This is a genomic window from Methylobacterium sp. 1973, assembly GCF_040545035.1.
GTDB classification, from domain to species: Bacteria; Pseudomonadota; Alphaproteobacteria; order Rhizobiales; family Beijerinckiaceae; genus Methylobacterium; species Methylobacterium fujisawaense.
This window is the reverse complement of sequence record NZ_JBEPLA010000008.1, coordinates 146,755-172,145: the sequence shown is the minus strand read 5'-3', so window position 1 is coordinate 172,145 and position 25,391 is coordinate 146,755. Positions and strand designations below refer to the sequence as shown.

23 protein-coding genes and 1 pseudogene are annotated in these 25,391 nt (G+C 72.2%); 16 read left to right on the top strand and 8 right to left on the bottom strand.

Annotation, left to right across the window (positions count from 1 at the left end; genetic code table 11):
- The first annotated feature begins 17 nt into the window (after window positions 1-17).
- Genes ABIC70_RS17270 through ABIC70_RS17255 form a run of 4 tightly spaced genes read left to right on the top strand, consistent with a single transcriptional unit; the run spans window position 18 to window position 6,559 of the window.
- Window positions 18-1,562 (top strand): acetolactate synthase large subunit, encoded by a 1,545-nt coding sequence (locus ABIC70_RS17270; RefSeq protein ID WP_354440393.1) that lies wholly within the window; start codon window positions 18-20, stop codon window positions 1,560-1,562.
- On the top strand, window positions 1,559-3,916 hold the full coding sequence (locus tag ABIC70_RS17265; protein WP_354440299.1) for a penicillin acylase family protein: 2,358 nt from the start codon (window positions 1,559-1,561) through the stop codon (window positions 3,914-3,916). Before ABIC70_RS17270 ends, ABIC70_RS17265 begins: the two co-directional genes overlap by 4 nt.
- Before the next feature lie 31 nt (window positions 3,917-3,947).
- The gene (locus ABIC70_RS17260) at window positions 3,948-5,420 is read left to right on the top strand and encodes a M81 family metallopeptidase (RefSeq protein WP_354440297.1); all 1,473 of its coding nucleotides are present in this window, start codon (window positions 3,948-3,950) and stop codon (window positions 5,418-5,420) included.
- Window positions 5,417-6,559, top strand: coding sequence for a M20/M25/M40 family metallo-hydrolase (locus tag ABIC70_RS17255; protein WP_354440295.1), 1,143 nt, complete (start codon window positions 5,417-5,419; stop codon window positions 6,557-6,559). Before ABIC70_RS17260 ends, ABIC70_RS17255 begins: the two co-directional genes overlap by 4 nt.
- A 257-nt stretch (window positions 6,560-6,816) precedes the next feature.
- On the opposite strand, the gene ABIC70_RS17250 is transcribed toward ABIC70_RS17255, so the two are convergent.
- From ABIC70_RS17250 to ABIC70_RS17240, 3 genes and pseudogenes are all read right to left on the bottom strand, one after another.
- Window positions 6,817-8,211: an amidase family protein gene (locus ABIC70_RS17250; protein WP_043756004.1), complete on the bottom strand. Its 1,395-nt coding sequence runs from the start codon at window positions 8,209-8,211 to the stop codon at window positions 6,817-6,819.
- A 536-nt stretch (window positions 8,212-8,747) separates the two neighbouring features.
- Window positions 8,748-9,686, bottom strand: a complete 939-nt coding sequence (locus ABIC70_RS17245) for a metallophosphoesterase family protein (RefSeq protein WP_043388809.1) — start codon at window positions 9,684-9,686, stop codon at window positions 8,748-8,750.
- A gap of 64 nt (window positions 9,687-9,750) precedes the next feature.
- Window positions 9,751-10,254, bottom strand: a pseudogene (locus ABIC70_RS17240) (VIT1/CCC1 transporter family protein); the annotation flags it as partial.
- Window positions 10,255-10,533: 279 nt separating this feature from the next.
- On the opposite strand from ABIC70_RS17240, the gene ABIC70_RS17235 reads away from it, so the two are divergent.
- From ABIC70_RS17235 to lpxK, 3 genes are read left to right on the top strand one after another with little or no spacing between them, the layout of a single operon-like run.
- Window positions 10,534-11,319: a lysophospholipid acyltransferase family protein gene (locus ABIC70_RS17235; RefSeq protein ID WP_354440292.1), complete on the top strand. Its 786-nt coding sequence runs from the start codon at window positions 10,534-10,536 to the stop codon at window positions 11,317-11,319.
- Window positions 11,316-12,647 carry a 3-deoxy-D-manno-octulosonic acid transferase gene (locus ABIC70_RS17230; protein ID WP_354440290.1) on the top strand — a complete coding sequence of 444 codons (1,332 nt, stop codon included), beginning with the start codon at window positions 11,316-11,318 and terminating at the stop codon, window positions 12,645-12,647. Before ABIC70_RS17235 ends, ABIC70_RS17230 begins: the two co-directional genes overlap by 4 nt.
- Window positions 12,647-13,627: a tetraacyldisaccharide 4'-kinase gene (gene lpxK, locus ABIC70_RS17225; RefSeq protein ID WP_354440288.1), complete on the top strand. Its 981-nt coding sequence runs from the start codon at window positions 12,647-12,649 to the stop codon at window positions 13,625-13,627. The genes ABIC70_RS17230 and lpxK overlap by 1 nt, the downstream gene beginning before the upstream one ends.
- 3 nt (window positions 13,628-13,630) lie before the next feature.
- On the opposite strand, the gene ABIC70_RS17220 is transcribed toward lpxK, so the two are convergent.
- The gene (locus ABIC70_RS17220) at window positions 13,631-13,849 is read right to left on the bottom strand and encodes a DUF2093 domain-containing protein (RefSeq protein ID WP_043349698.1); all 219 of its coding nucleotides are present in this window, start codon (window positions 13,847-13,849) and stop codon (window positions 13,631-13,633) included.
- A gap of 62 nt (window positions 13,850-13,911) precedes the next feature.
- Entirely contained in the window at window positions 13,912-14,898 is a 987-nt protein-coding gene (locus tag ABIC70_RS17215) for a bifunctional riboflavin kinase/FAD synthetase (RefSeq protein ID WP_043349701.1), read from the bottom strand.
- Window positions 14,899-15,195: 297 nt separating this feature from the next.
- Here ABIC70_RS17215 and ABIC70_RS17210 point away from each other — a divergent pair, with 297 nt between their 5' ends.
- The 6 genes from ABIC70_RS17210 (at window position 15,196) to ABIC70_RS17185 (ending at window position 19,306) form a co-directional block, all read left to right on the top strand.
- On the top strand, window positions 15,196-15,579 hold the full coding sequence (locus ABIC70_RS17210; protein WP_012317888.1) for a response regulator: 384 nt from the start codon (window positions 15,196-15,198) through the stop codon (window positions 15,577-15,579).
- A gap of 110 nt (window positions 15,580-15,689) precedes the next feature.
- Window positions 15,690-16,223 (top strand): protein phosphatase CheZ, encoded by a 534-nt coding sequence (locus ABIC70_RS17205; RefSeq protein WP_051044744.1) that lies wholly within the window; start codon window positions 15,690-15,692, stop codon window positions 16,221-16,223.
- A gap of 123 nt (window positions 16,224-16,346) precedes the next feature.
- Window positions 16,347-17,135, top strand: a complete 789-nt coding sequence (locus ABIC70_RS17200; RefSeq protein WP_279899632.1) for a creatininase family protein — start codon at window positions 16,347-16,349, stop codon at window positions 17,133-17,135.
- A 70-nt stretch (window positions 17,136-17,205) separates the two neighbouring features.
- Window positions 17,206-17,949 carry a DUF1223 domain-containing protein gene (locus ABIC70_RS17195; protein ID WP_354440285.1) on the top strand — a complete coding sequence of 248 codons (744 nt, stop codon included), beginning with the start codon at window positions 17,206-17,208 and terminating at the stop codon, window positions 17,947-17,949.
- A 110-nt stretch (window positions 17,950-18,059) separates the two neighbouring features.
- Window positions 18,060-18,617: a sigma-70 family RNA polymerase sigma factor gene (locus tag ABIC70_RS17190; RefSeq protein ID WP_043349707.1), complete on the top strand. Its 558-nt coding sequence runs from the start codon at window positions 18,060-18,062 to the stop codon at window positions 18,615-18,617.
- Entirely contained in the window at window positions 18,617-19,306 is a 690-nt protein-coding gene (locus ABIC70_RS17185; protein WP_051976350.1) for an NrsF family protein, read from the top strand. The genes ABIC70_RS17190 and ABIC70_RS17185 overlap by 1 nt, the downstream gene beginning before the upstream one ends.
- 78 nt (window positions 19,307-19,384) lie before the next feature.
- On the opposite strand, the gene ABIC70_RS17180 is transcribed toward ABIC70_RS17185, so the two are convergent.
- Window positions 19,385-19,876 carry a YcgN family cysteine cluster protein gene (locus tag ABIC70_RS17180; protein ID WP_043388797.1) on the bottom strand — a complete coding sequence of 164 codons (492 nt, stop codon included), beginning with the start codon at window positions 19,874-19,876 and terminating at the stop codon, window positions 19,385-19,387.
- A 293-nt stretch (window positions 19,877-20,169) separates the two neighbouring features.
- On the opposite strand from ABIC70_RS17180, the gene ABIC70_RS17175 reads away from it, so the two are divergent.
- From ABIC70_RS17175 to ABIC70_RS17165, 3 genes are read left to right on the top strand one after another with little or no spacing between them, the layout of a single operon-like run.
- A complete protein-coding gene (locus ABIC70_RS17175; protein WP_354440282.1) occupies window positions 20,170-22,470 on the top strand; it encodes a transglycosylase domain-containing protein in 2,301 nt (766 codons plus the stop codon).
- A gap of 4 nt (window positions 22,471-22,474) precedes the next feature.
- Window positions 22,475-23,158 (top strand): DUF1214 domain-containing protein, encoded by a 684-nt coding sequence (locus tag ABIC70_RS17170; RefSeq protein WP_043388792.1) that lies wholly within the window; start codon window positions 22,475-22,477, stop codon window positions 23,156-23,158.
- On the top strand, window positions 23,146-23,820 hold the full coding sequence (locus ABIC70_RS17165) for a DUF1254 domain-containing protein (RefSeq protein WP_043349723.1): 675 nt from the start codon (window positions 23,146-23,148) through the stop codon (window positions 23,818-23,820). The genes ABIC70_RS17170 and ABIC70_RS17165 overlap by 13 nt, the downstream gene beginning before the upstream one ends.
- 243 nt (window positions 23,821-24,063) lie before the next feature.
- On the opposite strand, the gene ABIC70_RS17160 is transcribed toward ABIC70_RS17165, so the two are convergent.
- Entirely contained in the window at window positions 24,064-24,849 is a 786-nt protein-coding gene (locus ABIC70_RS17160) for a hypothetical protein (RefSeq protein ID WP_043349725.1), read from the bottom strand.
- Window positions 24,850-24,947: 98 nt separating this feature from the next.
- The gene (locus tag ABIC70_RS17155) at window positions 24,948-25,160 is read right to left on the bottom strand and encodes a hypothetical protein (protein WP_043349728.1); all 213 of its coding nucleotides are present in this window, start codon (window positions 25,158-25,160) and stop codon (window positions 24,948-24,950) included.
- Between the last annotated feature and the right edge of the window lie 231 nt (window positions 25,161-25,391).

Sequence of the window (25,391 nt, the reverse complement as noted above, 5' to 3'; positions counted from 1 at the left end):
ACGAGACGCCGCGCGCCATCAACGGGGCCGAGAGCTTGGTCCGGACCCTTGTCGAGGGCGGGGTCGAGGTGTGCTTCACCAATCCCGGCACGTCCGAGATGCATTTCGTCGCCGCCCTCGACCGGGTCGAGGGGATGCGCTGCGTCCTGTTCCTGTTCGAGGGCGGGGCGACGGGTGCCGCCGACGGCTACGCCCGCATGGCCGACAAGCCGGCCTCGACCCTGCTCCATCTCGGGCCGGGCCTCGCCAACGGATTGGCCAACCTCCACAACGCCAAGAAGGCACGCACCCCCGTCGTCAACATCGTCGGCGAGCACGCGACCTACCACCGGGAATACAACGCGCCGCTCACCTCCGACATCGAGGGGCTGGCCCATCCGATGTCGTCCTGGGTGCGGACCGGGATGAGCGCGACCGAGATCGGCTCCGACGGCGCCGCCGCCATCGCGGCCGCCCGTACCGCCCCGGGTCAGGTCGCGACGCTGATCCTCCCGGCCAACACCGCCTGGGATCCCGGCACCGGACCCGCACCCGTGCCGCCGATCCCCGAGCGTGCGCGGGCGAGCGACGACGCGATCGCGGCGGCCGTGGAGGCGCTCAAAAGCGGCGAGCCGGTGCTCCTGCATCTCGGCGACCGGGCAGTCCGGAACGAGGGCCGGGTGATCGCCGACCGGATCGCCCGCAAGACCGGCGCGCAGCTGATGGCCATGACGTCGAATGCCCGGATCGACCGCGGCGCCGGCACCGTGCCGATCGAGCGCCTGCCCTACCCGATCGACCAGGGCATCGCGGCCCTGAAGGACTTCCGCCACATCATCCTGATCGGCGCGACCCCGCCGGTGGGCTTCTTCGCCTACCCGGGCAAGCCGAGCCTGCTGGCGCCGGAGGGCAGCACCACGATCACGCTGGCGACGCCCGAGGAGGACCAGATCGACGCCCTCGAGCGGCTCGCCGAGGCCGTCGCGGCCCCGCCCGCCGAACCGGTCGCCGTCGGCCCGCGGCCGAAGCTCCCGACCTCAGGTCCGCTGGACCAGGACACGATCGGGCAGGTGCTCGGCGCGCTGATCCCCGAGGGCGCGGTGATCTGCGACGAGTCGATCACGACGGGGCGCAACTTCTTCGCCCTGACCCGGGATGCCGCGCCCCATACCTGGCTCCAGCTCAGCGGCGGGTCGATCGGCCTCGGCATCCCGATGGCGACCGGCGCCGCCGTGGCCTGCCCCGACCGCAAGGTCATCAACCTGCAGGCGGACGGCAGCGGTCTCTACACGGTGCAGGCGCTCTGGACCCAGGCCCGCGAGCGCCTCGACGTGGTGACGCTCGTCTGGTCGAACCGCTCCTACGCGATCCTGCGGGCGGAGCTCGCCAATGTCGGCGCGCTCAATCCCGGCCCGAAGGCGCTCGGCATGCTGAGCCTCGACGATCCGGCGGTGGATTGGGTGAGCCTCGCCCGAGGATTCGGGGTCGCGGGGCGGCGGGTCGAGACCCTGCCCGACTTCATCGCGGCGTTCGAGCACGCGCTGGCCAATGCAGGTCCGCACCTCATCGAAGTGGCTCTGTGAGCGGCGCGACCTATCCCCTCCCCGGCCTCGACGCGCCGGTGGAGATCCGCCTCGACCGCTGGGGGCTGGCGCATATCCGCGCCGGCACGGCGCTCGACGCCTTCCGGGCGCAGGGGTTCAACGCGGCCCGGGACCGGCTCTGGCAGCTCGACCTCTGGCGCAAGCGCGGCCTCGGCCTTCTGGCGGCGGATTTCGGGCCCGGCTACCTCGCCCAGGATCGCGCGGCCCGGCTGTTCCTCTACCGCGGCGACATGGCGGCCGAGTGGGCGGCCTACGGGCCGCAGGACACGCGGGCCATCGTCACGGCGTTCGTGGCGGGGATCAACGCCTACGTGACCCTGACCGAGGCGCGTCCCGAGCTGCGCCCGCCGGAATTCGCCGTGACGGACACGCGCCCGGCCCTGTGGCAGCCGGAGGACGTGGTGCGCATCCGCAGCCATGGGCTGATCCGCAACGTCCTGTCCGAGGTCGCCCGCGCACGGGTCCTCGCCCGTGCGGAGAGCCGGGCGGACGGGCTCGACGCGGACGACCTGCGCAAGCGGATCAGCCCGCCCCACGAACCCATCGTCCCGGACGGTTTCGACGCCGTCGACTGGCCGGACGATCTCCTCGACGACTTCCGACTGGCCACGGCGACGGTGGGGTTCAGCCCGGACCGGATGGCGGCGTCCCGCGCGGAGGCCTGGGACTGGTCCAAGGTCGACGCGCACGGAGCCGTCACGCGCGGCCCCCGCAGCGCGCCGAAGGAGCCGGCCGAGGGCTCGAACAACTGGGCGGTGGCGCCGTCCCGCACCGCCACCGGACGGCCGATCCTGGCGAGCGATCCGCACCGGGTCTACCTGCAGCCTTCGCTGCGCTACGCCGTGCACCTGACCGCCCCGGGGCTCGACGTGATCGGGGCCGGCGAGCCGGCCCTGCCCGGCATCTCCATCGGCCATAACGGCCATGCCGCCTTCAGCCTCACCATCGCGCCGATGGACCAGGAGGATCTCTTCGTCTGCGAGACCGACCCGGCCGATCCCGATCGCTACCGCTCCGGCGACGGTTGGGCGCCGATCATGCGCATCACGGAGCGGATCCCGGTGCGCGGCGGACCGGACGAGACCGTCATCCTCGGCTTCACCCGGCACGGGCCGGTGCTTCGCGAGGACCAGGGCCGCGCCTTCGCGCTGCGGACCGTCTGGTCGGAGCCCGGCGCTGCCGCCTATCTCGGCAGCCTCGCCTATCTCGGCGCCACGACGCCCGAGGCCTTCGGCGAGGCCCTGCGCCATTGGTCGGCGCCCTCGGTGAACCAGCTCTACGCCGACACCGCGGGGCACATCGCGTGGTTCATGGCCGGCAAGGCGCCGGTTCGCCCCGGCCATGACGGATTGCTGCCGGTGCCGGGCGATGGTCGCTACGATTGGGCCGGCTTCCACGATCCCGGCGCCCTGCCCCGCAGCGTCGATCCGGCCTCGGGCTGGCTCGCCACCGCCAACGAGATGAACCTGCCGCCGGACTACCCCGCGGAGGATCGGAAGGTCGGGTTCGAATGGGCCGAGCCCTGGCGCGCCGGCCGTATCCGGGCGGTGCTCGGCGGGCCGGACCGGCACAGCCTCGCCGACTCGCAGGCGCTCCAGGGGGATGTCGTCTCCGAGCCGGCCCGGCGGCTGGCCGATCTGATGCGGGCCCTGCCGGCGGCGGGCGATCCCGATGCCGCCGCGGCCCAGGCTCTGCTGGCGTCGTTCCACGGCGCCCTGCACCACGGCTCCGCGGCGGCGGCCCTCATCGAGGTGGTCTGGGTCCGGCACCTCCGCCCGGCCCTGCTCGCGGCGCTGGTGCCCGATGCCGGGACGCGGCGCCTGCTGCCGCCCGGCGACACGCAGAGCCTGATCGAGCGGCTGGAGACCGGTCTCGACCCGGCGGTGTGCGCGGCGCTGCTCACCGACGCCCTCGCCGCCGCCTACCGCACCTGCCGGGAGCGGATGGGCGCCGACCCCGCGGGCTGGTCCTGGGGCCGCCTGCACCACGCGCTGTTCGCGCATCCGCTGACCGCCCTGAGGCCCGATTCCCGCTGGGATATCGGTCCGCTGCCCGTGGGCGGAGCCGCGGCATCGGTCATGCACGCGGAGTACCGGACCGACACGTTCCGGCTCACCCACGGCGCCTCGTTCCGCATGGTCGTGGATGTGGGGGACTGGGACCGTTCGGTCTTCATCAACGTGCCGGGCCAGTCGGGGGACCCGGCAAGCCCGCACTACGCCGATCTGGCCCCGGTCTGGGGGCGCCAGGACTATGTGCCGATGCTCTACGGCCGCGCGGCCGTGGACGCGGCCACCGAGACGGTGATCACGCTGACCCCGAGCCCCGCCTGACCCGGCGGCCGGGACGGATTGGGACAGGACCTTGAAGATCTTCATCGCGGGTCTCGCCACAGAGACCAACACCTTCGCGCCCTTGCCCACCGGACAAGCGGCGTTTCACGCCGACTACGCCCGCCGCGACGGCAGCCGGAACCCGCCGAGCCTGAGCAATATCGGCCTCAAGGCCTGGCGCGCGATGGCCGAGGCGGACGGGCATGCGGTGGTCGAGAGCCTCTCGACCTTCGCGCAGCCCGGCGGCATCACCCTGCGGGCCGTCTACGAGGCGCTGCGCGACACCCTGCTGGAGGATCTGAAGGCGGCGATGCCGGTGGACGCGGTGCTGCTGTTCATGCACGGCGCCATGGTGGCGGAGGGCTATGACGACTGCGAGGGCGACATCCTGGAGCGGGTCCGCGCCATCGTCGGGCCGGACGCCACGATCGGCGTCGAGCTCGACCTCCACTGCCATCTCACAGAGACGATGCGGACCAACGCCGACGTCATCGTGATCTACAAGGAATACCCGCACACCGACATCGTCGACCGCGCCCGCGACCTGTATCCGTTGGTCGTCAAGACGGTGTCGAAGGACATCCGGCCGGTGATGGCGTACGCCGACTGCCGGATCGTCAACATGTGGCGCACCAGCCGCGAGCCGGTCGCGGGCTTCGTGCGCCGGATGGAGTCCCTGGAGGGGCGCGACGGCATCCTGTCGGTCTCCTTCGGGCACGGCTTCCCCTGGGGCGACGTGGCGGATGTCGGTGCCAAGATGCTGGTCGTCGCCGACGGTGATGCCGGCAAGGCGCAGGCGCTGGCCGATGAGCTGGCCGGCGCGGTCTGGGCGATGCGGGAAGAGGCCGCGAGCCGCTGCGATACGATCGACGCGGCCATCGATTTCGCCCTCGCCTCCGCCGACCCGCGCCCGATGGTCCTCGCCGACTTCGCCGACAATGCCGGCGCGGGCGCGCCTTCGGACAACACCGCGATCCTCGCCCGCCTCGCAGAGCGGGGCGTCAAGGACGTGGCCCTCGGCCTGATCTGGGATCCCGGGGCAGTCGGCATCTGCCACGAGGCCGGGCTCGGGGCGTCTTTCACGCTGCGGATCGGCGGCAAGTGCGGCGTGACCTCCGGGAACCCGGTGGACCTGCGCGTCACGGTGCGCGGCCTGTCGGACAACCACAGCCAGACCGGCCTCAGCGGCGGCCACGCCCATCTCGGCCCCGCGGCCTGGGTCGAGGCGGACGGGATCCACGTGGTGCTGACCCACAAGCGCCAGCAGGCCTTCGCGCCCGACGCGTTCACGGGTCTCGGCCTCACCCTCGACGACAAGCGGATGGTCGTGGTGAAGTCGATGCAGCATTTCTACGCCGCCTTCGCGCCGATCGCGAGCGAGGTCCGCTACGTCGCGGCCCCCGGCGCCGTTCCGCCGGATTACGGCGCGATCCCCTACACCAAGCGGTCGGGCCTCTACTGGCCGCGGGTCGCCGATCCGTTCGCCGAGGAGAAAGCCCGATGATTCCGGATCTGCACTTCGACGCTCAGGACATCCTCGCGACCCTGCAGCCCTGGGTCCTGTGCGAGAGTCCCACCCACGACGCGGCGGCGGTCAATCGGATGATGAGCGTCGCCGCCCGCGATCTCGCGCTCCTCGGGGCGACCGTCGAGACGATCCCGGGCCGCATGGGCCTGAGCGACTGCGTCCGCGCGCGGTTCCCGCACCGGGACCGCGACCGGCCCGGCATTCTGGTGCTCGGCCATCTCGACACGGTGCATCCGGTCGGCACCCTCGGAAGCCTGCCCTGGCGGATCGACGGCGATCGCGCCTACGGCCCGGGCATCCTCGACATGAAGGGCGGCAACATCATCGCCCTGGCGGCAATCCGCGCCCTGGCTGCGGCCGGGATCGAGACGCCGCTGCCGGTGACCGTCCTGTTCACCGGCGACGAGGAGGTCGGCAGCCCCTCGACCCGCGACCTGATCGAGGCTGAGGCGGCCCGCCACGCCGTCGTGCTGGTGCCCGAACCCGGCCAGCCCGACAACGGCGTGGTCACCGGGCGCTACGCCATCGCCCGCTTCGACCTTGAGGCCCTGGGCCGTCCGAGCCATGCCGGCGCCTCGCCCCACGAGGGGCGCTCGGCGATCCGCGCGATGGCGCGCAAGATCCTCGCGATCGATGGGCTCTCGGACGCCGACTGCACCGTCTCCACCGGGATCGTGTCGGGCGGGCAGTGGGTGAACTGCGTCCCGACCGTCTGCCGCGGGCAGGCGCTCAGCATGGCCAAGCGCCAGGCCGACCTCGACCGCGGCGTCGAGCGGATGCTGGCGCTGTCGGGGGAGGAGGACGGCGTCCGCTTCACCGTGACCCGGGGCGTGACCCGGCCGGTCTGGGAGCCGGATGCGGGCTGCATGGCGCTCTACGAGCAGGCGCGTGCCCTGAGCGAGGCGCTCGGCCAGCCCCTGCCCCATCGCAGTGCCGGCGGCGGCTCGGACGGCAACTTCACCGGCGCCAACGGTATCCCGACCCTCGACGGGCTCGGGCCGCTGGGCCAAGGCTACCACACCCTGGAGGAGCACGTGCTGATCGAGACCCTGCCGCAGCGGGCGCGGCTGTTCGCGGCCCTGCTGGCAAACCTCGGAGCCGCAGGCCGGGCCTGAGCCCGGCCGGCGTGATGTCAGGCGCGGACCCGGCCGAGTGCCGCGATCGCGACGGCACCCCCGGCAGGCCCCCCGCCGTGCCGCCGCGGACGAAGCCCGCCAGGGCGAGGAGCGGACCTGACGGCGCGGTCGGCAGACCGGTCAGGGGCTTCACACGCACCCGCCTGTGGCGATCCGCGACCCGTCGCGACTCCTGCAGCCGATCGTCGGACCGGCAGGCCTGCCACTTTTCGGGTCCGGACAGGGGCGGCCCGGCGTCAGACCGGGTCGACCGGCATCTCCGGCACGCCTCCGGCCTCGATCGCCGCGCCGGCCGCGAGGCATAGGTCTTCCCGGAAGCGGGCGGCGACCAGTTGCACCCCGACAGGGGTCCGTCCGACGAGGCCGGTCGTCACGGTGAGCGCCGGGACCCCGATCGGTGCCAGTCCCACCTGCAGCAGGTTCGCCTCGAAGGCCCGGGCGACGCCGGCATCCCCGGTGCGGTCGAGCCCGTCGGGGAAGGGCAGCTCGCCCGAGACCGGGACCAGAAGCACAGGGTTCTCGGCAAGGAACAGCGACCATTCCCGTGCCAGCGTCGCGCGCCGGGTGAGCGCCCGGGCGATGGCGTCGGGCGCCATCGCCTCGGCCCGCGACCGGAAGCTCTCCAGGAGCCCGATGGCCGCCGGATCCCCTTCCCGCTCCGCCGCAGCCCGGACCGCCGCGTAGCCGTCACCGAGCCAGAGCTGGAGCTGGAGTTCGCTGGCTTCCCGGATCGGCGGGGTGTCGGCGATCTCCGTGACCGTCCATCCGGCCTCGGCCAGGCGGCGCGCGGCCTCGCGCAGGGCGGCTTCGACCTCCGGGGCAGTGGCGAGGCCCCCAGGCCGCACGCACAGGGCGACCTGGCGTGGCACGGACGGCCCTTCCAGCGGCGCCGGCACCCACCATGGATCGCGCGGATCCGGGGCCGCCATGACTTCGAGGCCGAGGCGAAGATCCGCGATGCTGCGGGCGAGCGGCCCCGAGACCGCCATGAGTTGGGGACCGATCCCGCGCTCGGGCGAGGACGGATTCCAGGCGGGGATCCGGCCCAGGCTCGGACGCAGCCCGTGCACGCCGCAGGCATAGGCTGGATAGCGCACCGATCCGGCAATGTCGGTGCCGTGGGCGATCGCGCCGATCCCGGCCGCCACAGCCGCGCCCGCGCCTCCGGACGAGCCGCCGGGCGTCAGAGCCGGATCGCGCGGATTCTTGGTGTCGCCGTGGAGCTGGTTGGTGGTGAACCAGCGCAGCGAGAAGGCGGGCGTGTTGGTCCGACCGAGCAGCACCGCGCCGGCCCGGCGAAAATTGGCGACCACGGGATTGTCGTCCGTCGCCACGAGGTCGCGCTGGAGACGCAGCCCGTTCGTCGTCGCGAAGCCCTGCTGGTCGGCGTTGACCTTGATGGTGACCGGGACACCCGCGAGCGGGCCGGGCGCCTCACCCCGAGCCCGGGCGGCGTCCACCGTGTCGGCCTGCGCCAGCACATCCTCCGGGCGGTGCTCGACCACGGCGTTGATCCGCCCATTGACCGTCTCGAGCCGGTCGAGGGCGTCCCGCGCGACCTCCCGGGCCGAAACTTGGCCGGTGCGGATCAGGGCCGCGAGGTCGGTCGCCGTCAGACGCCAGAGCTGCATGGGGGTTCCTTTCGCGCGCCCGGACGGGCGGGGTCCATCCTACGATTCGCACCGCCCGAGCGGCTCCCGGCCGGCCCGCGGAGCATATTCAATATGCAAGCCGACGGCCGCTTTTTTCCGCTTCCGTGGATCGCCAACGCCGGCAAGGCTTTGCCGCAATGCAGCAGAAAAGACCTAAGCATTCCGACGTAGGCGGCTCTTGCTACCTTTGGAACGACTGATAACCTCCCCCCGTTCGCGCGTTCGACCGGCCAATTCAGCGAGAAGGAACGACTTTCTTAGACGAGGGCAGGCAACCTCCAGCAGAAGGCAGGCTTCCATGGCAGAGGTGATTCGCGTCAGGCCGACACACGACGGCACCTACACTGTGTATCGCGGGACACTCGCGTTGATCTGCGGTCTTACCCGCCTCCAGGCCGAGCGCTACGAAGCGAGCCTCAGCCGACAGCAGCGCACCGACTTGGCAGTCGTCGGCATCTGACCCGCATCCCGATCCCGGGCCGGCGCCCCCCTCACGGGCCGGCCGGCCCGGCTCGTCAGGCGAGGTTTGACGCGTCGAGGTCCGACCCGTCGAGGTCCAGGGCGCCGAGATCGCTGATGGCGCCTGACGCATCGAGGCCCCGTCGCCGGGCCGTGACCGAGACTCTCTGGTCCGACCGGTCGATCTCGAACAGCAGGTAGGAGGCCCGGCGCGACGCCATCGCCCCGTGTCCGTGCGGGCGCGCCGATGCGGAGGGGGCACCCACCACCGGGACGGCCCGGCCGTCCGGCCCCGGGATCCGGGCGGCGCTGGTGACGTGATTGTGACCGTGCAGGATCAGGTCCGCCCCGGCCCGTGCGATCATCGCGGTGAACGCTGCGGCATCCTTCAGCTCGCGGCCGGGCGAGGCGCCCCCGGGCTGCGGCGGATGGTGGATCATCACCACGCGGAACGGGCGCCCCGGCTCCGTGGCCAGGGCGCGGAGCAGAGCTTCGGCCGCGGCCAGCTGCGGCGCACCGAGGCGGCCCGTCGCCACGAAGGGTTTGGTCGGAATCGCGCTGGACAGGCCGACCAGCGCCAGGGGCCCACGCCGCCGCAGGTAGGGAAAGCGGCCCCACGAGCCGGAATCGTCGCCCGTGTAACGGCCGCAGGCGGCGAGCAGGCCTTCGAGGGAGCCGCGGACATAGGCATCGTGGTTGCCCGGCACGAAGCTGACCGCTTCGGGCGAGCCCAGTGCCTCCAGGAAGGTGCGGGCCGTCTCCCATTCGCTCGGCAGGCCGATGTTGCACAGGTCGCCCGTACAGGCGATGTGTCCGGCGCCCTGCGCCTTCAGATCGGTGACCAGCGCCTCCAGCACGGTCATGTCGTGGCTGCGCGAGCGCCCGCGCCGCCAATTGGCGTAGCCGGTGGCGCGCTTGCCGATGAGCTGGTGGAGACGCACCCGGCCGAGGGGGCCGACATGCGGATCGCTGAGATGGGCGAGGCGGAAGGTCAACGCCGGTGGTCACCCTCGACACGGGGACGGAAGGCGCCCCGCATCGCGGGCGCGGCGCCTCGCGTCAAGCGCTTCCGATCAGCATCCCGACCACCAGCACCAGCGCCCCGCCGAGCATGACCTGCAGGGCCGCGCGCCAGAAGGGCGTCGCCATGAAGCGCGTGCGGATCGCCGCGATGACCGCGAGTTCCACCACCACGACCAAGACGGCGAGGCTCGTGGCGAGCACGAACGGGTTCGGCCAGCCGGGCGGGAGCGTGTCGGGAATCGCGTAGGGCAGCGTGTGGCCGAGGCCGCCCAGCGTGGTCATGGCGCCGCACACCAGGCCGCGCAGCCAGGGGTCGCCGCGGCCCGTGACCTGGCCGTCGTCCGAGAGCGCCTCGGTGAAGCCCATGCTGATGCCGGCCCCGACCGACGCCGCGAGCCCCACCAGGAAGGTCGCGCCGTTCTGCCCCGTGGCGAAAGCCGCCGCGAAGATCGGCGCGAGGGTCGAGACCGAGCCGTCGATCAGGCCCGCAAGGCCGGGCTGCACGTAGCGCAAGACGAAGGCGCGGCGCGCTTCCGCGTCCAATGCGACGGCACTTTCGAGGGCGGCGGCCATGCGAATCTCCTTGTTTGGATCAATTCCAATCTACAGTCTGGAATCAATCCAAACAAGGGTGCTTGCCGTGTTTTCGCCGCTCCGCGGGAGCATCCGCGACGCTGGCAGGCCGGTCGACACCGGTGGCTCAAACGTGTGGTTGTGGGCGGGGCCGATTGTCTCGTCTCGGGGGCGGGGGCTAGACCATGCCCGGTCGAATTCGATCCGGAACTGATCGGGCGGCCGTCCAGCCGCCCCACGCGTGACATGAACCTCGGCAAGCGTCTTATCCGCCATCCGTCCGTGCAGGGCCTCCTCGGCCGTTTCGCGGCCGGCTATCTGCGGCTCGTGCGACTCACCAACCGCTTCGAGATCCATGCGGGCGATGCGTCCCCTGGGGCCGCGGACGGCTGGATCGACGCGCGCAAGCCGCTGATCATCGGCATGTGGCACGGCCAGCACATCATGATGCCGCTCATGCGTCGCCCGGGCGACCGCGTGGCCACGATCATCTCGCGGAATCCGGATGGGAACATCAACGCCATCGCGCTGGAACGCTTCGGCGTCCGTGTGATGCGGGCCTCCGGCGCCCGCGGCCGCAGCCGCGCCACCGATCTGCGCGCCAAGGGCGGAGCCGAAGGATTGCGGGCCATGCTGCGGGCCCTGAAGGGCGGCGAATCGGTAGCCTTCAGCGCCGACGTTCCCAAGGTCTCGCGCCGGTGCGATGCCGGGATCCTGACCCTGGCGCGCTTCTCCGGGCGGCCGATCGTCCCGGCGGCCGTGGTGACGAGCCGGCATCTGCGCTTCAACTCGTGGGACCGGGCCTGCCTGGGCCTGCCCTTCGGCCGCGGCGCGATCGTGCTGGGCGACCCGATCTATGTTCCGCGGGACAGCGACGGCGAGGCGTTCGAGACGCTGCGCCGCTTCGTCGAGGCCGAGATGAATCGGGTGCATGCCCGCGCCTACGCGCTCGTCGGGCGCGCCGACCGGGCGGCGCTCTACCGCGACCCGCTTCCCGAGCTCCGAGACGCGCCGGTGGGAGACCTCGCGTGAGGCGTCCCTCCGTCACCCTGCCGCTGCAGGCCTACCGGGCCGGCCTGCGCATCGGCGAGCCGGCGCTGACCGGCCTGCTCGCGTGGCGTGCGCAGCGCGGCAAGGAGGATCCGCGTCGGCTTCCGGAGCGCCGCGGTCTGCCGGGGCGGGCCCGGCCGGTCGGGCCGCTGGCCTGGATGCACGGCGCGAGCGTCGGCGAAGCCCTGTCGCTGATCGGGCTCGTCGAGGGCATGATCGCCCGCGGCTTCTCGGTGCTCGTGACCACGGGCACACGCGCGGCGGCCGAACTCGTCGGCGTGCGGCTGCCGCCCGGCGCGGTGCATCAGTACATGCCGCTCGACGCGCCCCGCTGGATCGGACGGTTCCTGGAGCATTGGCAGCCGGACCTCGCGGTCATCGCCGAATCGGAGATCTGGCCGAACACGATCCTGGCGCTGGACGAGCGCGAGATCCCGCTGATCCTGGTCAACGGCCGCATGTCGGAGCGCTCGTTCCGGGGCTGGGAGCGCTGCCCGCGCACCGCCAAGGCTCTGCTGACGCGGATCGCGATCTGCCTCGCGCAGACCCAGGAGGACGGCGAGCGCTTCGCCAAGCTCGGGGCGCCGCGGGTGAGCATCGCGGGGAATCTGAAGTTCGACGCGTCGGTGCCTCCGGCCGACGCGCAGCAGCTTGCCTATCTGGGGGCCATGATGGCCGGCCGGCCGGTTTGGGTCGCCGCGAGCACGCATGCCGGCGAGGAGACCATGGTCGCCTACGCGCACGCGGTGCTGAAGGTGCAGTTCCCCCAGCTCCTGACCATCATCGCCCCGCGCCATCCGGCCCGGGGGGGCGAGGTGGTGGCGTGCGCCGACGCCGTCGGCCTGCGCAGCGCCCGGCGCTCCACCGGCGGGCGGCCTCACCCGTCCATCGAGGTCTACGTCGCGGATACGATCGGTGAGCTGGGCCTGTTCTACCGCCTGAGTCCCCTGGTGTTTCTCGGCGGTTCCCTGGTGCCGCGGGGCGGACAGAACCCGATCGAGCCGCTGCGCCTCGGCTCTGCGGTGCTGCACGGGCCCCATATCGAGAATTTCAGCGTGGTCTATCAGGCCCTCGACCGGGCCGGGGGCGCCCTGCCCGTGCGCGACGGCGTCGAACTGGCGGCGATCGCCGCGGAGCTCCTCGGCGATCGGAGCCGGCTCGCCGACATGGCCCGTGAGGGACAGCGTGCCCTGGAGCCCTTCGAGGGGGCGGTGGCGCGCACGCTCGCCGTGCTCGATCCCTTCGTGGCGCAGATGAAGCTCCAGCGCCTCGACCGGGGTAGCCGCGCGCGACCGCTCGTGCGGGCCTGATGCGGCCCCCGGCCTTCTGGGCGGCGGGGCCGGATCACCCGGCCGCGCGCGGCCTCGCCCCCTTCGCGGCGCTCTACGGGGCATTGGTGGCCCGGCGCATGGATCGTCCCGGCGCCCCGGCCGGCTGCCCGGTCCTGTGCCTGGGCAATTTCACCCTCGGCGGTGCCGGCAAGACGCCGGCCGCCCTGGCGGTCGCGGCCCTCCTCGCCGAGCTCGGCCGCAGGCCGGCCTTCCTGTCCCGCGGCTACGGGGGCCGGAACGCGGGCCCGGTGCAGGTCGATCCCGACCGCCACGCCGCCGCGGAGGTCGGCGACGAGCCGCTGCTCCTCGCCCGCAAGGCGACCGCGATCGTCTCCCGCGACCGGCCGGCGGGCGCCGCCCTCTGCCGGCAGCTTGGCGCCGACGTCATCGTCATGGATGACGGCCTGCAGAATCCGAGCCTCGTCAAGGATCTCAGCTTCGCGGTGGTCGACGGTCCCGCCGGCCTCGGCAACGGATTGCCGTTCCCGGCGGGGCCGCTGCGCGCGCCCCTCGCCCGGCAATGGCCGCATGTCGGTGGGCTGATCGTGATCGGTGATGGCGCCGGCGGCGACACGGTCGCCCGGGCGGCCGAGCGGCGCGGCCTGCCCGTCCACCGGGCGCGACTCGTGCGGGAGGCGGATGATCTGGCGGGCCGGCGCTGCCTCGCCTTCGCGGGCATCGGCCGACCCGAAAAATTCTTCGCGACCCTGGCGACGGCGGGCGCGGTGATCGCCGGGACGCGTCCGTTCCCGGATCATCATCCCTACCGGCCGGGAGAACTGGCTGCCCTGGCCGAGTCGGCCCGGCGCCTCGGTGCAGACCTCGTCACCACCGAGAAGGACGCCGTGCGCCTGCCGCCGGCCTTCTCGGCAGACGTGCGCGTCCTGCGCGTCCGCCTCGTGCTCGACGACGTGGACGCCCTGCGCCGGCAGATCCGCGACGCGCTCCGCGCGCCGTGAGCCTCAGGGACGGCCGGTTTCCTTGAGCCGCTGCAGAATCGCCTCGGGGGAGGCGTAGGCCTCCTGGCGGGCGGCGCTCCAGTAGCGCAGCCCGTCGAGCGGGATCGGCTCGCCGGTCACCGCGCAGCGCACGAAGCTGCCGGGCTTGACCACCCGCATGGTGCCGTCGCCGTACTCGACGACCGCTTCGCCGTTGTTCGCGCGCTCGTAACGACCCAGCACGTCCGCCTCCTGCTCGATGGCGCCTTCTACACGATCTGCACGCCCCGCGATGCCCGCGAGGTTCAGGTCAGCATCGACGGGGTTTCATCGCGCGCCAGCAGGGCCCGCGCCATCGCCGCATCGACATGCATGCGTTCGACCAGCGCGTCGGCGCTGGCGAACCGCTCCTCGCCGCGAATGTGTCCGACGAACTCCACGGCGATGTCCTGCCCGTAGAGATCGTCGGAGAAATCGAAGAGATAAGTCTCCAGCAGCGGCGCGCCGTCATCGAAGGTCGGACGGCGCCCGTAGCTCGCCACGCCGTCGCGGAAGTCCCCCGACGCCAGGCGGACCCGCACCGCGTAGATGCCGTGTGCCAGCCCGCAATCGGGCAGCATCATGTTGGCGGTGGGAAAGCCGAGCTGCCGCCCGCGCTTGTCGCCGTGGCGCACCGCGCCGAGGACGAACCAGCGATAGCCGAGAAGCGCGTTGGCGCGGACGATGTCGCCGGCCGCGAGGGCGGCGCGGATCGCGCTCGACGAGACCGGCTCGGTCTCGCCGCCGAGGGCGACCGGCGCCACGATCCGGCAGCGCATCCCGGCTTCACGGCAGAGTTCGGCGAGGATCGCGGGGGTACCCTCGCGGCCGCGGCCGAAATGGAAATCGTGCCCGACGACAACGCCGGACAGGCCGAGCGCCCCCTTCAGGAAGTCGAGCACGAAGGCACGGGCGCCCGTGGCAGCCAGAGCCCCGTCGAAGCGGCGCACGATCAGGCCGTCGAGGCCCAGATGCGCGAACACGATCTCCTTGGCGGCGAGGCCGGTCAGCCGGAACATCGGCGCGTCGGGCGTGAAATAGGCCCGCGGGTGCGGCTCGAAGGTCAGGATCACGGCCGGTCGGCCCGCCGCACGGGCCTCGGCGCGCACGCCCTCGACGAGCACCCGATGACCGAGATGGACGCCGTCGAAATTGCCGATCGCCGCCACGGCCCCGGCCAGGGCGGGTGGGACGGGCGCATCGGCGCGGCAGATCGTGAAGGGCCGCGCGGCCGTGTCGTCGCCTGGGGCCATCGGTTCGGGGTCGAATGCTCGGAAGGGTCGGATGGGATCGCCTGACATGTCCGCGAGGGGCCCGACGCGGCCGGACCCTGCCCAAAGGCGCCCGGAGGGTCAAGCGAGGCATTCCGAGGGCGCCGGGCTGCCCTCGGGGCGCGCGGCCTCGCCTCGGCCGTCCCGATTAACCGCTTCGCAATGCGCGTGCCCTATTTTCAATGCTGTGCAGCGCAGCTAAAACGCAGCGTTAGCGAAGCGTTAATCTATCCGGGAGCCGCCGCGGCTTCCCGCCGGGCAATACGGAGCAGTTGTTCGATGGCTCTCGACCTGAGCATGCCGATCCTCGTTGTCGACGATTACCAGACGATGGTCCGCATTATTCGCAATCTACTGAAGCAGCTCGGCTTCGAAGAGGTTGATGACGCGTCCGATGGGACCGAGGCGCTGGCGCGACTGAAGGGCCGCAAGTACGGGCTCGTCATCTCCGATTGGAACATGGAGCCGATGACGGGCTACGAGCTGCTGCGGCACGTGCGCGCCGACGAAAATCTTCGGACGACGCCGTTCATCATGGTGACGGCCGAATCGAAGACCGAGAACGTGATCGCGGCCAAGAAGGCCGGCGTGAACAATTACATCGTCAAGCCCTTCAACGCGGCCACGCTGAAGTCGAAGATCGAGGCGGTCTGCGGAAGCTGACCGGCTCCCCTTCTTCGTCCCCTCGCCGTCCGGGCTGTTCGCTCCTGCGCCGCCGGGCGCCGAGACGTGGCGTGGCCGGTCAGGACGGCCACAGATCCGAGGAGAAGAGCATGTCGTCAGCCGCCTCACGGCAGGCCGATCTGCGGTTTCGTGAACCGCAGACCGTGATCGCCGAGCTGATCGAGATCGCGGATTACATCGCCCATCTCCGTGAGGAGATCGGGGCGCTGCGCGCGAACGAGATGAGCCGTGACCGCATCCCAATGGCGCACGAGGAACTCGGCAGCGTTGTCGCGGCGACGGCAGGCGCCACCAACACGATCATGGAGGCCGCCGAGGCGATGCTCGGCCTGCCCGACGGACCGGGTTACCGCGAGGCCGTCGAGGAGCGCATCAACACGATCTTCGAAGCCTGCGCGTTCCAGGACATCACCGGCCAGCGGATCGCCAAAGTGGTCGAATCGCTGCGCTTGTTCGAGCAGCGCCTGGCGCGGTTCGTGGGGGCCGTGAAGGCCCGCGACGCGTCCTCCATGGATCCCGCCGAGCGCGCCCGGCGGGCCCGGGCGGAGGATCTCCTGCTGAACGGTCCGCAGGCTGTGGACGCCACGCCCTCCCAGGACGACATCGACGCGCTGTTCGCCTGAGGCGAACCTTGCCGGCGAGGCGTCGACCGCCGACCCGATAGTCGACTCGGCGGCGGCCTGCCGGTTAGATCGCCTCCCGAACCCGCCGCCGCCTGGCGGCGCCGGAAGGAGGCCTCGGCAGGAATGACGGCGCGGTTCTGGTCCGAATTGACCACCGAAGACTTGGCGCGTCGCGATATGAAGCGGGCGATCGCGGTGCTGCCGGTGGCCGCCATCGAGCAACACGGCCCGCACCTGCCGCTCGCCACCGACACCCTCATCGCCGAGGGCTACCTCGCCCGGGTGCGCGACCACGCGCCGCCCGATCTCGACGTGCTGCTGCTGCCAGTCCAGCCGGTGGGGAAGTCGGACGAGCACGATTCCTTCCCGGGTACGCTCTCCCTGGACACCGGGACGGCGCTCGCCGCCTGGACGGGAATCGGCGCGGCCGTCCACCGCGCCGGCTGCCGAAAGCTGGTGCTCGTCACGAGTCACGGCGGCAACAGCGGGCTCATCGATCTCGTGGCGGGCGAGTTGCGCGCTCGGTTCCGCATGGTGGCGGTCACGACGTCCTGGGCGCGACTCGGCTATCCCGAGGGCCTGTTCCCCGCCGACGAGATCGCCCACGGCATCCATGCCGGCGGGATCGAGACGGCGCTGATGCTGGCCCTGCGGCCTGACCTCGTCCGGGCCGACCGGATCGCCGACTTCCCGCCGCGGACGCGGGCGATGGTCCGCGACTTCACTCACCTGCGTGCCGGCCGCCCCGCCGCCTTCGCGTGGAAGGCCGGCGACCTCCATCCTTCGGGCGCCATGGGCGATGCGCGTCTCGGAACAGCCGAGGCGGGTCGTGCGGCACTGGACTACGGTGCCCGGGCCTTCCTCGCCCTCCTGCGCGACGTCGACGCCTTCGAACTCGACCCGGACGTGTAACCGCCGCCGCGGCAGCGCCGAAGGAGCCGGTACGCCGGGTCCGAACCGCCGGCGTGCGGGAGTTCCGGCCATGCGCCCTGCCCTCTTGATCGCCGCCGTCCTGTCGTGTGCCGTCCTCCCTTCGGCCGAGGCGGCGGCGCGCCCCGTCGTCGTCGAATTGTTCACCTCGCAGAGCTGCTCCTCCTGCCCGCCCGCGGAGGCGCTGATCGGCCGCCTCGCCCATGAGCCGGCGGGTGCGCAGGGCGACGTCCTGCCGCTCGCGTTCCACGTCACCTATTGGAACCACCTGAACTGGCGCGACCCCTACGCCCTGCCGGCCGCCACCGCCCGCCAGGAATCCTACGCGACCCGCCTCGGCGGACCCGCCTATACGCCGCAGGCCGTGATCGACGGGCAGACCGGGCTGGTCGGCTCCGACGAGGTCGGGCTGCGCGCTGCCATCGCCCGCGCCCGGGAGGCCGGCCCCGGCATCCCGGCGACCCTGGCCCGCGACGGCGGGCGCGTCGTCGCGCAGATCGGGCCCGCGCCCGACGCCGGAGGGGCCTCCGGCCGCGTCCTGCTGATCGGATACGATCCGAGCCACACCACGCGGGTGCTGCGCGGCGAGAATGCCGGGCGGACCCTCGAGCAGGCCAACGTCGTCCGCTCGCTGCAGGATCTCGGGCGCTGGTCCGGTACCGCCGCGACCTTCACGGCGACCCGCCCCGAGGGCGAGACGGCGGCCCTGCTGCTTCAGGCCGATGACGGGCGCATCCTCGGCGCGGCGCGACTCGCCGCGTCCCCCGCCGGGACGGAACGGGAGGCCGTACGATGATGCTCGCCGTTTCGGGCGGGATGCCCGCGCGCGCTTGGGCGCTGGCGTCGGGATCCCACCGCGGGGTAGACACGACGCGGGCCGGGGGGCGGAACGACGGCGGAGCCCGGATGGCGCTCGAAGAGGAACTGGCGACCCTGATGGCGGCGGCGCAGGGCGGCGACGCGGCCGCCTACCGCTCGCTGCTCAAGGCGTGTCTGCCCGTGGTCTCGGCGATCGCCCGGGCACAGGGCGTGCGCGGCGAGGCGGTGGACGATGTCGTGCAGGACGCGCTGATGACCGTCCACCGGGCCCGGGCGAGCTACGATCCGGCCCGTCCCTTCCTGCCCTGGCTGCGCGCCATCACCCAGCGGCGGGCGATCGACCGGCTGCGCCGCGCCGGGCGGCGCCCGCGGGAGGTCAACGACCCCCTGGCCTACGAGGCCGAGGTCGATCCGGGCCCGATCCCCGGCCATGGGCTGGAGGCGCGGGATCGGGCGGCCGCCCTGGCCAGGGCGGTGGCCGCCCTGCCCGACGGCCAGCGGCAGGCCGTGGAGCACCTGGGCCTGCGCGAGCTGTCGCTCGACGAGACCGCGGCCCTCACCGGTCGCAGCAAGGGAGCCCTCAAGGTGAACCTGCACCGGGCGCTGAAGGCGCTCCGGGCCAGTCTGACGCAGGAGCGGGAGTGATGCCCGGAGAGGGGAGCAACCGGGCCGGCGGGGACCTGTCCCGTTACGACCGACTCGTCGAGGAACTCGCAGGGGGCCTCGAACCCGTGCGGCCGCTGCCGACCCCGGAGGCCCGCGCGGCGCTCTGGCTCGGCGTGACGCTGGTGGTCGGCGTCGTCCTCGCGGCCTGGATCGGAACCGGCGGCTTCATGCTGCGCATGCATGTGCCGGATCTGGCCCTCGCGGCGGTCGGCGCCGTGCTGACGGCGATCACGGCCGCCTTCGCGGCCTTCGCCACGAGCGTGCCGGGACGGTCCAGCCGCTGGGCGCTTTTGCCGCTTCCGCCCCTGGCCCTCTGGGTCGGCGCGAGCGGGCTGGGCTGCCTGCGCGACTGGATCGCGCCGGGGGCCGACGTGCCCGGCGAGCACACGATCGCGGGCTGCTTCAGCTTCCTGATCTGCGTCTCGGTGCCCTTGTCGGTGCTGATCGTCGTGATGCTGCGGCGCGCCTGCCCGCTGCGGCCGAACCTCACCGCCGCCCTCGGGGGGCTGGCGGTGGCGGCGGCGGCGGCGGCGCTGCTCATGCCCGTCCACCCCCACGACGCCACCGCCACGGATCTCCTGTTCCACGCGGCGGCGGTGACCATCGTCATCGCGGCGAACGGCCTGGCGGGCGGCCGGCTGCTCGGCCGGCACTCCGGGACCGGCTAGGGCGTACCGGTCGAGGCGCCGGGCCGCGACCACGCGGCGTGAGCCGGTCTGCGGGCCCCGGCGTCCGGCGCGCTCGCCTCAGGCGGCGCTGGGATCGAGGCCCGGCCAGTCCACGATCCGATCCGGCAGCTCGTCCTCGGAGAATTCCTCCTCGTTGCCGGCGAGCCGGCCGCGGACCGAGATGCCCGCCTCGTGCACGCTCGCGGCCCGGCCGGAGATCAGGGGATGCCACGGGTAGAGCGGCTGCCCGTCGCGCACGAGCCGGTACGCGCAGGTCGGCGGCAGCCAGGCGATCGACCGCACCGCTTCCGGCGTCAGGCGCACGCAGTCGGGCACCCGCTTCTGGCGCCGCGCGTAGTCGCGGCACCGGCAGGTGAGGCCGTCGAGCAACGTGCAGCCGATATCGGTGTGATGGACCTCGCCGGTATCCTCGTCCTCGAGCTTCATCAGGCAGCACCGGCCGCAGCCGTCGCACAGGCTCTCCCACTCGGACGGGGTCATGGCTTCGAGCGTCTTGGTCCGCCAGAACGGCTCGACCGCCCCGCGGCGCGGCGCCTCGGGCTTGGGCATCGGGAAAGTCTCTCGGATGGGAAGCCGCCTCTCTGCCCGAGCCCGGGCACCGCTGCAAGCGTGGCCGCCGACGACCTCCATGCGACCGGATCGCACCGTCGTGCGTTACGCCCAAGCTCGTCCGCGGCGATTCGCGAGACTGCGCAGAGCCTCGCCGACGGTTCCGGATCCTGCTATGGACCTCGGATGCCGTGCGGTGGCGCAGGCGCAGGGTTCGTGTCCGCGGCGCGGGCCCTCGACCATCCGCCGCCAGGATCCGCCGCAGAGGCGCTCGACAAGCCGGGTTCGACATCGTGCGCCTGCCGACGCTCACCGAGATCAAGGTCCGCCTCGAACGCGCCGCGCTCGCCTTCGACGCCTGGGTCAATGCCAGCCTGTACGATGGCGGCCAGTCCACGGGCGAAGCCTACGAGCGCTTCCAGCGCGTCATGAGCCGGTTCGCCGTGCGCGGCTGGAAGCGCGTCGCCCTCGACCTGACGAGCGAGGGCGTCACCATCGGGACCGGGGGCGCTGTCCTGATGCTCGCCCTGGCTCAGCCCGCCTTCCAGCTGACGAGCGAGAACTGGCTCAAGCAGCAGGACCTCGCCGTCACCTTCCTCGACCGCTACGGCACCGAGGTCGGCCGCCGCGGCATCAAGCATGACGATTCGCTCAAGCTCGATGACTTTCCCGACATCATGATCAAGGCGCTGGTCTCCACGGAGGACCGGCGCTTCTACGAGCATTGGGGCATCGACCCGATCGGCACCCTCCGGGCGCTGGTCAACAACTCGCGCGGCGGCGGCGGCACGCAGGGCGGCTCCTCGATCACCCAGCAGCTCGCCAAGAACCTGTTCCTGACGAACGAGCGCTCCCTGGAGCGCAAGATCAACGAGGCGTTCCTGGCCCTGTGGCTGGAGAGCCACCTCACCAAGAACGAGATCCTGAAGCTCTACCTCGATCGCGCCTATATGGGCGGCGGCACCTTCGGCGCCGTGGCGGCGGCGGACTATTATTTCGGCAAGCCGCTCAAGGACATCAGCCTCGCCGAGGCCGCCATGCTGGCGGGCCTGTTCAAGGCGCCCACCAAGTACGCCCCGCACGTCAACCTGCCGGCGGCGCGCGCCCGGGCGGCGGACGTGCTGCACAATATGGTGGAGGCGGGCTTCGTCACCGAGGGCCAGATCCAGACGGCGCTTCGCAACCCGGCGACCCCGGTGACCCGCACCCGCGACATCACCGCCGACTATTACCTCGATTGGGCCTTCGGCGAGATCAAGGCCATGGCCGACGCGGGCAAGCTGCGCAGCGACCGTGTGCTGACCGTGAAGACGCCCCTCGACCTCGCCATCCAGAAGCGGGCCGACGAGGTCGTGGCCGACATCCTGCGCAAGTCCGGCGACGCCTACGACGTCGACGAGGCCGCGATGGTGATCCTCGACCCGGACGGGGCGCTGCGCGCCATGGTGGGGGGCGCCGATTACGGCGAGAGCCAGTTCAACCGCGCCACCGACGCCCTGCGCCAGCCCGGCTCGTCGTTCAAGCCCTACGTCTATTCGGCCGCGCTCGCCTCCGGCCTGTTCAAGCCCGACACGACGGTGGTCGACAGTCCCGTCTGCATCGGCAACTGGTGCCCGCAGAATTACGGCCGCTCCTATGCCGGCCGGGTGCCGATGTGGCTCGCGGTGGCGAAGTCGATCAACACGATCCCGATCAAGATCTCGATTTCCCTCGGCAAGGCCATGGGCATCAGTCACGAGGCCCGGGCCGCCAAGGCGGGCCGCGCAAAGATCACCGAACTTGCCCACAAGATGGGCATCACCTCGAACCTGATCGACACGGTGTCGATGCCGATCGGCTCGGACGAGGTGACGGTGATCGACCAGGCGGCGGGCTATGCGGTCTTCGCCAACGGCGGCTTCCGCGCCAAGCCCTACGCGGCCATCGAGGTGAAGAACTCGTCCGGCGAGGTGATCTACCGCCACGCCGACGAGGCGCCCGAGCGGGTGCTCTCGCCGCAGGTCGTGGCCGACATGAACTTCATGCTGAACAAGGTGGTCGAGGAGGGCACAGGCAAACGGGCGCAGCTCGAGGGCGTGAAGGTGGCCGGCAAGTCGGGCACCACGAACGCCTACCGGGACGCGTGGTTCGTCGGCTACACGGGCAATTACGTGGGCGCCGTCTGGTTCGGGAACGACGATCACACCTCCACCAACAAGCTGACCGGCGGCTCGCTCCCTGCCCAGACCTGGCACGACATCATGGAGCCGGCCCATCAGGGCATCGAGATCAAGGGTCTGCCCGGCCTGAAGGACAGCCCGCGCGCCGCCCAGCAGCAGGCTTCCGGGGGCCCGACCACCCCAATCGACCCCAATGCCAGCGCCTACGGCAAGCTCTCGCGCCGCTCCTTCGAGGTGATCAGCGGCCTGAACGGCCTGTTCCGCACGGTCGAGCGCGCCCCCGCAGAACCGGCTCCGGACGCACCCTCCGGAACCGGAGACGCGCGGAAGACCGGCAGGAAGCCCGGCGACCGGGCCGCGGTGCCGCCGTCCGGCCAGCTGCGCGAACTTGCCGAGGGCAGCCGCCCGGTCGGCGGCTTCACCGAGGTTCGGTGAGCGCATGAAGCTCACGATTCCCGACGCGTTCGGCCGCGTCTCCATGTCCGCCGGCGCCCCGCGCAGCCGCGCGGTCCGGTTCGTCCGACGGCTGTGGCGCAAGACTTCGATCGCCGGCCTTGCCGTCTACGCCCTGGCGCTGGGCGCCCTCCTGGGCCTCGCCAGCGCCGACTGGGCGACGAGCGGCGGCTATCCGTTCGGGGGCGTTCAGGTCGGTGCCTGGACCGCTTGGCCGCGGGCCGGCGCGGCGAATGCGGATCCTTACACCCGCGCCGTCAATGCCCGCCGGGGAGAGATCCCTCTGGCGGTCGGTGAGGGCCTGCTCCTGACGGCGGCGGTCGACGATGCCGGGCAGGCGCTCGACGCCACCTGCACCTACCGGATCGGCGGCGCGACGCCGCCCGCCCGCGCCTGGACGATCACGGTGGCCGGCCGCGGCCCGCGCGATCCCGGCCGTGCGCCCCTGCGCGAGGGCTTCACCTCCACCGAGGTGCTGCGCGCGCCCGACGGGTGGTTCTCGATCGTGCTCGCGCCGGATGTGCAGCCCGGGAACTGGCTCCCGAGCCCGCGGGCGACCGGTCCGGTCCGGCTGGCGCTGCGCCTCTACGATACGCCGGTGGCCGCCAGCGTCGGGTCCCTCGACCGGAGTTCCGTGCCGGCCGTCACTCGCCTCGGATGCGCCTCGTGAGCCTGCGCTTCGTCTACGCCACGCTGATCGGCCTCGTGCTCGCCGGGATCGTCCACATCGCGGCGGTCCTGGCGATCCCTGCCCTCTCGGAAGCCGACGCCGTCTCGCGCGCCCGCACCAGCGAGAACCTGGACCATCCGCAGTCGATCTACACGGTTGCCACCGGTGACGACCCCTCCCCGCCCGAGGCATGGCTGCCGATCCCGGATCCGGCGGTGGCGGTGGGCGTCTGCGCCTACAACCTCGCGGACGGGCCCATGCGCGTCTCCGCCCGCACCGGTCCCCTGTCCCTGTCGCTCGCCGCGCATGCCCGCCGCGGGGCCTTCTACGCGGTGACCGACCAGGCCGCGGTCCGTGGCGCCCTCGACCTCGTCATCCTGACCCGCGCCCAGTACGACGAGGCGCTTGCGGACGACGACGAGAACGATCCGAGCCGCGACGTGCGCATCGTCGCGCCCGACACGCGCGGCTTCGTGGTGGTGCGGGTGATCGCCGGTCTCCCGAGTCAGCGTCCCGCCGCGAATGCCGCGGTCCAGGCCGTCTCCTGCACCACCGACACGTCGACGGACGATGCGCCGACGGGCAAGGACGCGCCAGGCAAGGACGCGCCAGGCAAGGACGCGCCCGGCAAGGATGGGCCCGGCAAGGGGACGGGGCGCTAGCGGGGCCGTCGAACGGGCTGGCTGCGTCGATCGACGTGCGGCGGGCCTCAGCCACCTTCGTCCGTTCGGGGATCCGCGGATCGTCCGCGTCTCCAGCACTAGGCGATCGGCCGGATGGACCTGCCCCTCTCCCTGACCCACGATCCGGACACGCGCGGGCCTGCACGTCGGCCACGCGGCCGATGTCGCGGCGGCACGGGCGCTGTCGTCGTCAGGATGGGGCGCGACCGCAGTCTCGGTCGTTCAATACTTGACCACCAGCGGCTCCGCCTGCGCGACCGGCACCGGGGGCGGCAGCGGAGCCGGTCCGAGGCCGCAGCGGGCCGCGGCATCCGGCGGGAGGAGCGGGTCGAGCAGGTTGCGGCGGGCGGCCAGCATCATGATGGACCGCTCGGCCGAGACCGATTCCGGTGCCGGCGCCGCGGCGAACAGGTGTTCCAGGGCGAAGCGGTAGCGCGCGAGCCGCAGGCCGGCCTCGAAGCGCACCCAGGCGATCAGGCAGCGATTCTCGGCGACCCGCTGGGCGGCCTCCAGCACGTCGGCGTTGTCGAGGGTCTTGGCGAAGGGCAGGCTGCGCAGACGGGCGGCATCGGCGTCGATAACGCGGGCGGCCAGCGCCACGAAGATCGGGATCAGCCGGGCATCGGCCGTGGCGTCGTCGCCGAGCTTCCGGTAGCGGGAGACCGGGGAGCGGGACGGCTCCGCCGTCAGGGCCTCGTAATAGGAACCGACTTCCTCGTAGCGCCAGGTCGGCGGGAGCACGTGGGCGCTGGCGAGGCCCAGCACCGCGTCCTGAAAGGCGGTGAAGCTGCTGGCGGGCTGGACGAATCGCCAAGCGCGGTCGCGCAGGGCCTGCTCGTCGTCGGTGAGGCCGGATTCGAGCAGCAGGCGCCCGCGGTCTCGGGTGCTGAAGCTGCCTGTCGTATCGATGAGCCCGTTCCAGACCCCCGTACGCGGTCGGCCAAAATCGCCGCTCTGGGTGCAGGCTGCGAGCACGGCCAGTGCAGCGCCGACGGGGCCGAGGCGCATCGCTCGGCGTGCGCGGTCGAACGGCCGGCGATCCGGGGCTGACATGGGAGAACCGTCGGTGGCGGCGCGCGGCCGATGTGACATGGACCGCGACGTCCTCAGGACGCGAGGCGCTCGTAGCGCACGCCGAGGAACAGGAGGATCTCGCCGCGCCGCTCGCCGGAGCGCGGAATGCGGGAACTCCGACGCGCCTCGGCGCCCGGAAAGGGAATCAGGTCCGCGGACGCGGCCGGCGCAACTCTGCGGGACAGATCGGCGGCCGACTTCGACGAGCGGATTTCGCCGGTCTCCTGCGGCTTGAAAAGGGTCATGGTCTCCGGCTCCTGTCGGCGGTCCGAGCATCTGGCCCGGGCCCTTCGGAGGGCGTCGGCAAGGGCTACCGAAACAATCCAGCACGACGTGGTTAACGGAGTCTTTCCAGGCATCGGCGCCCGAAGAGCGCTCTGATGGGAGTTGGCGCGCGACTTGCCTGGCCTTCCGTGCCCATGGCGGGCGTTTCCTCCCTTCGACTTGAGGCCCCGTCCGATCCCGGACGGGGCCTT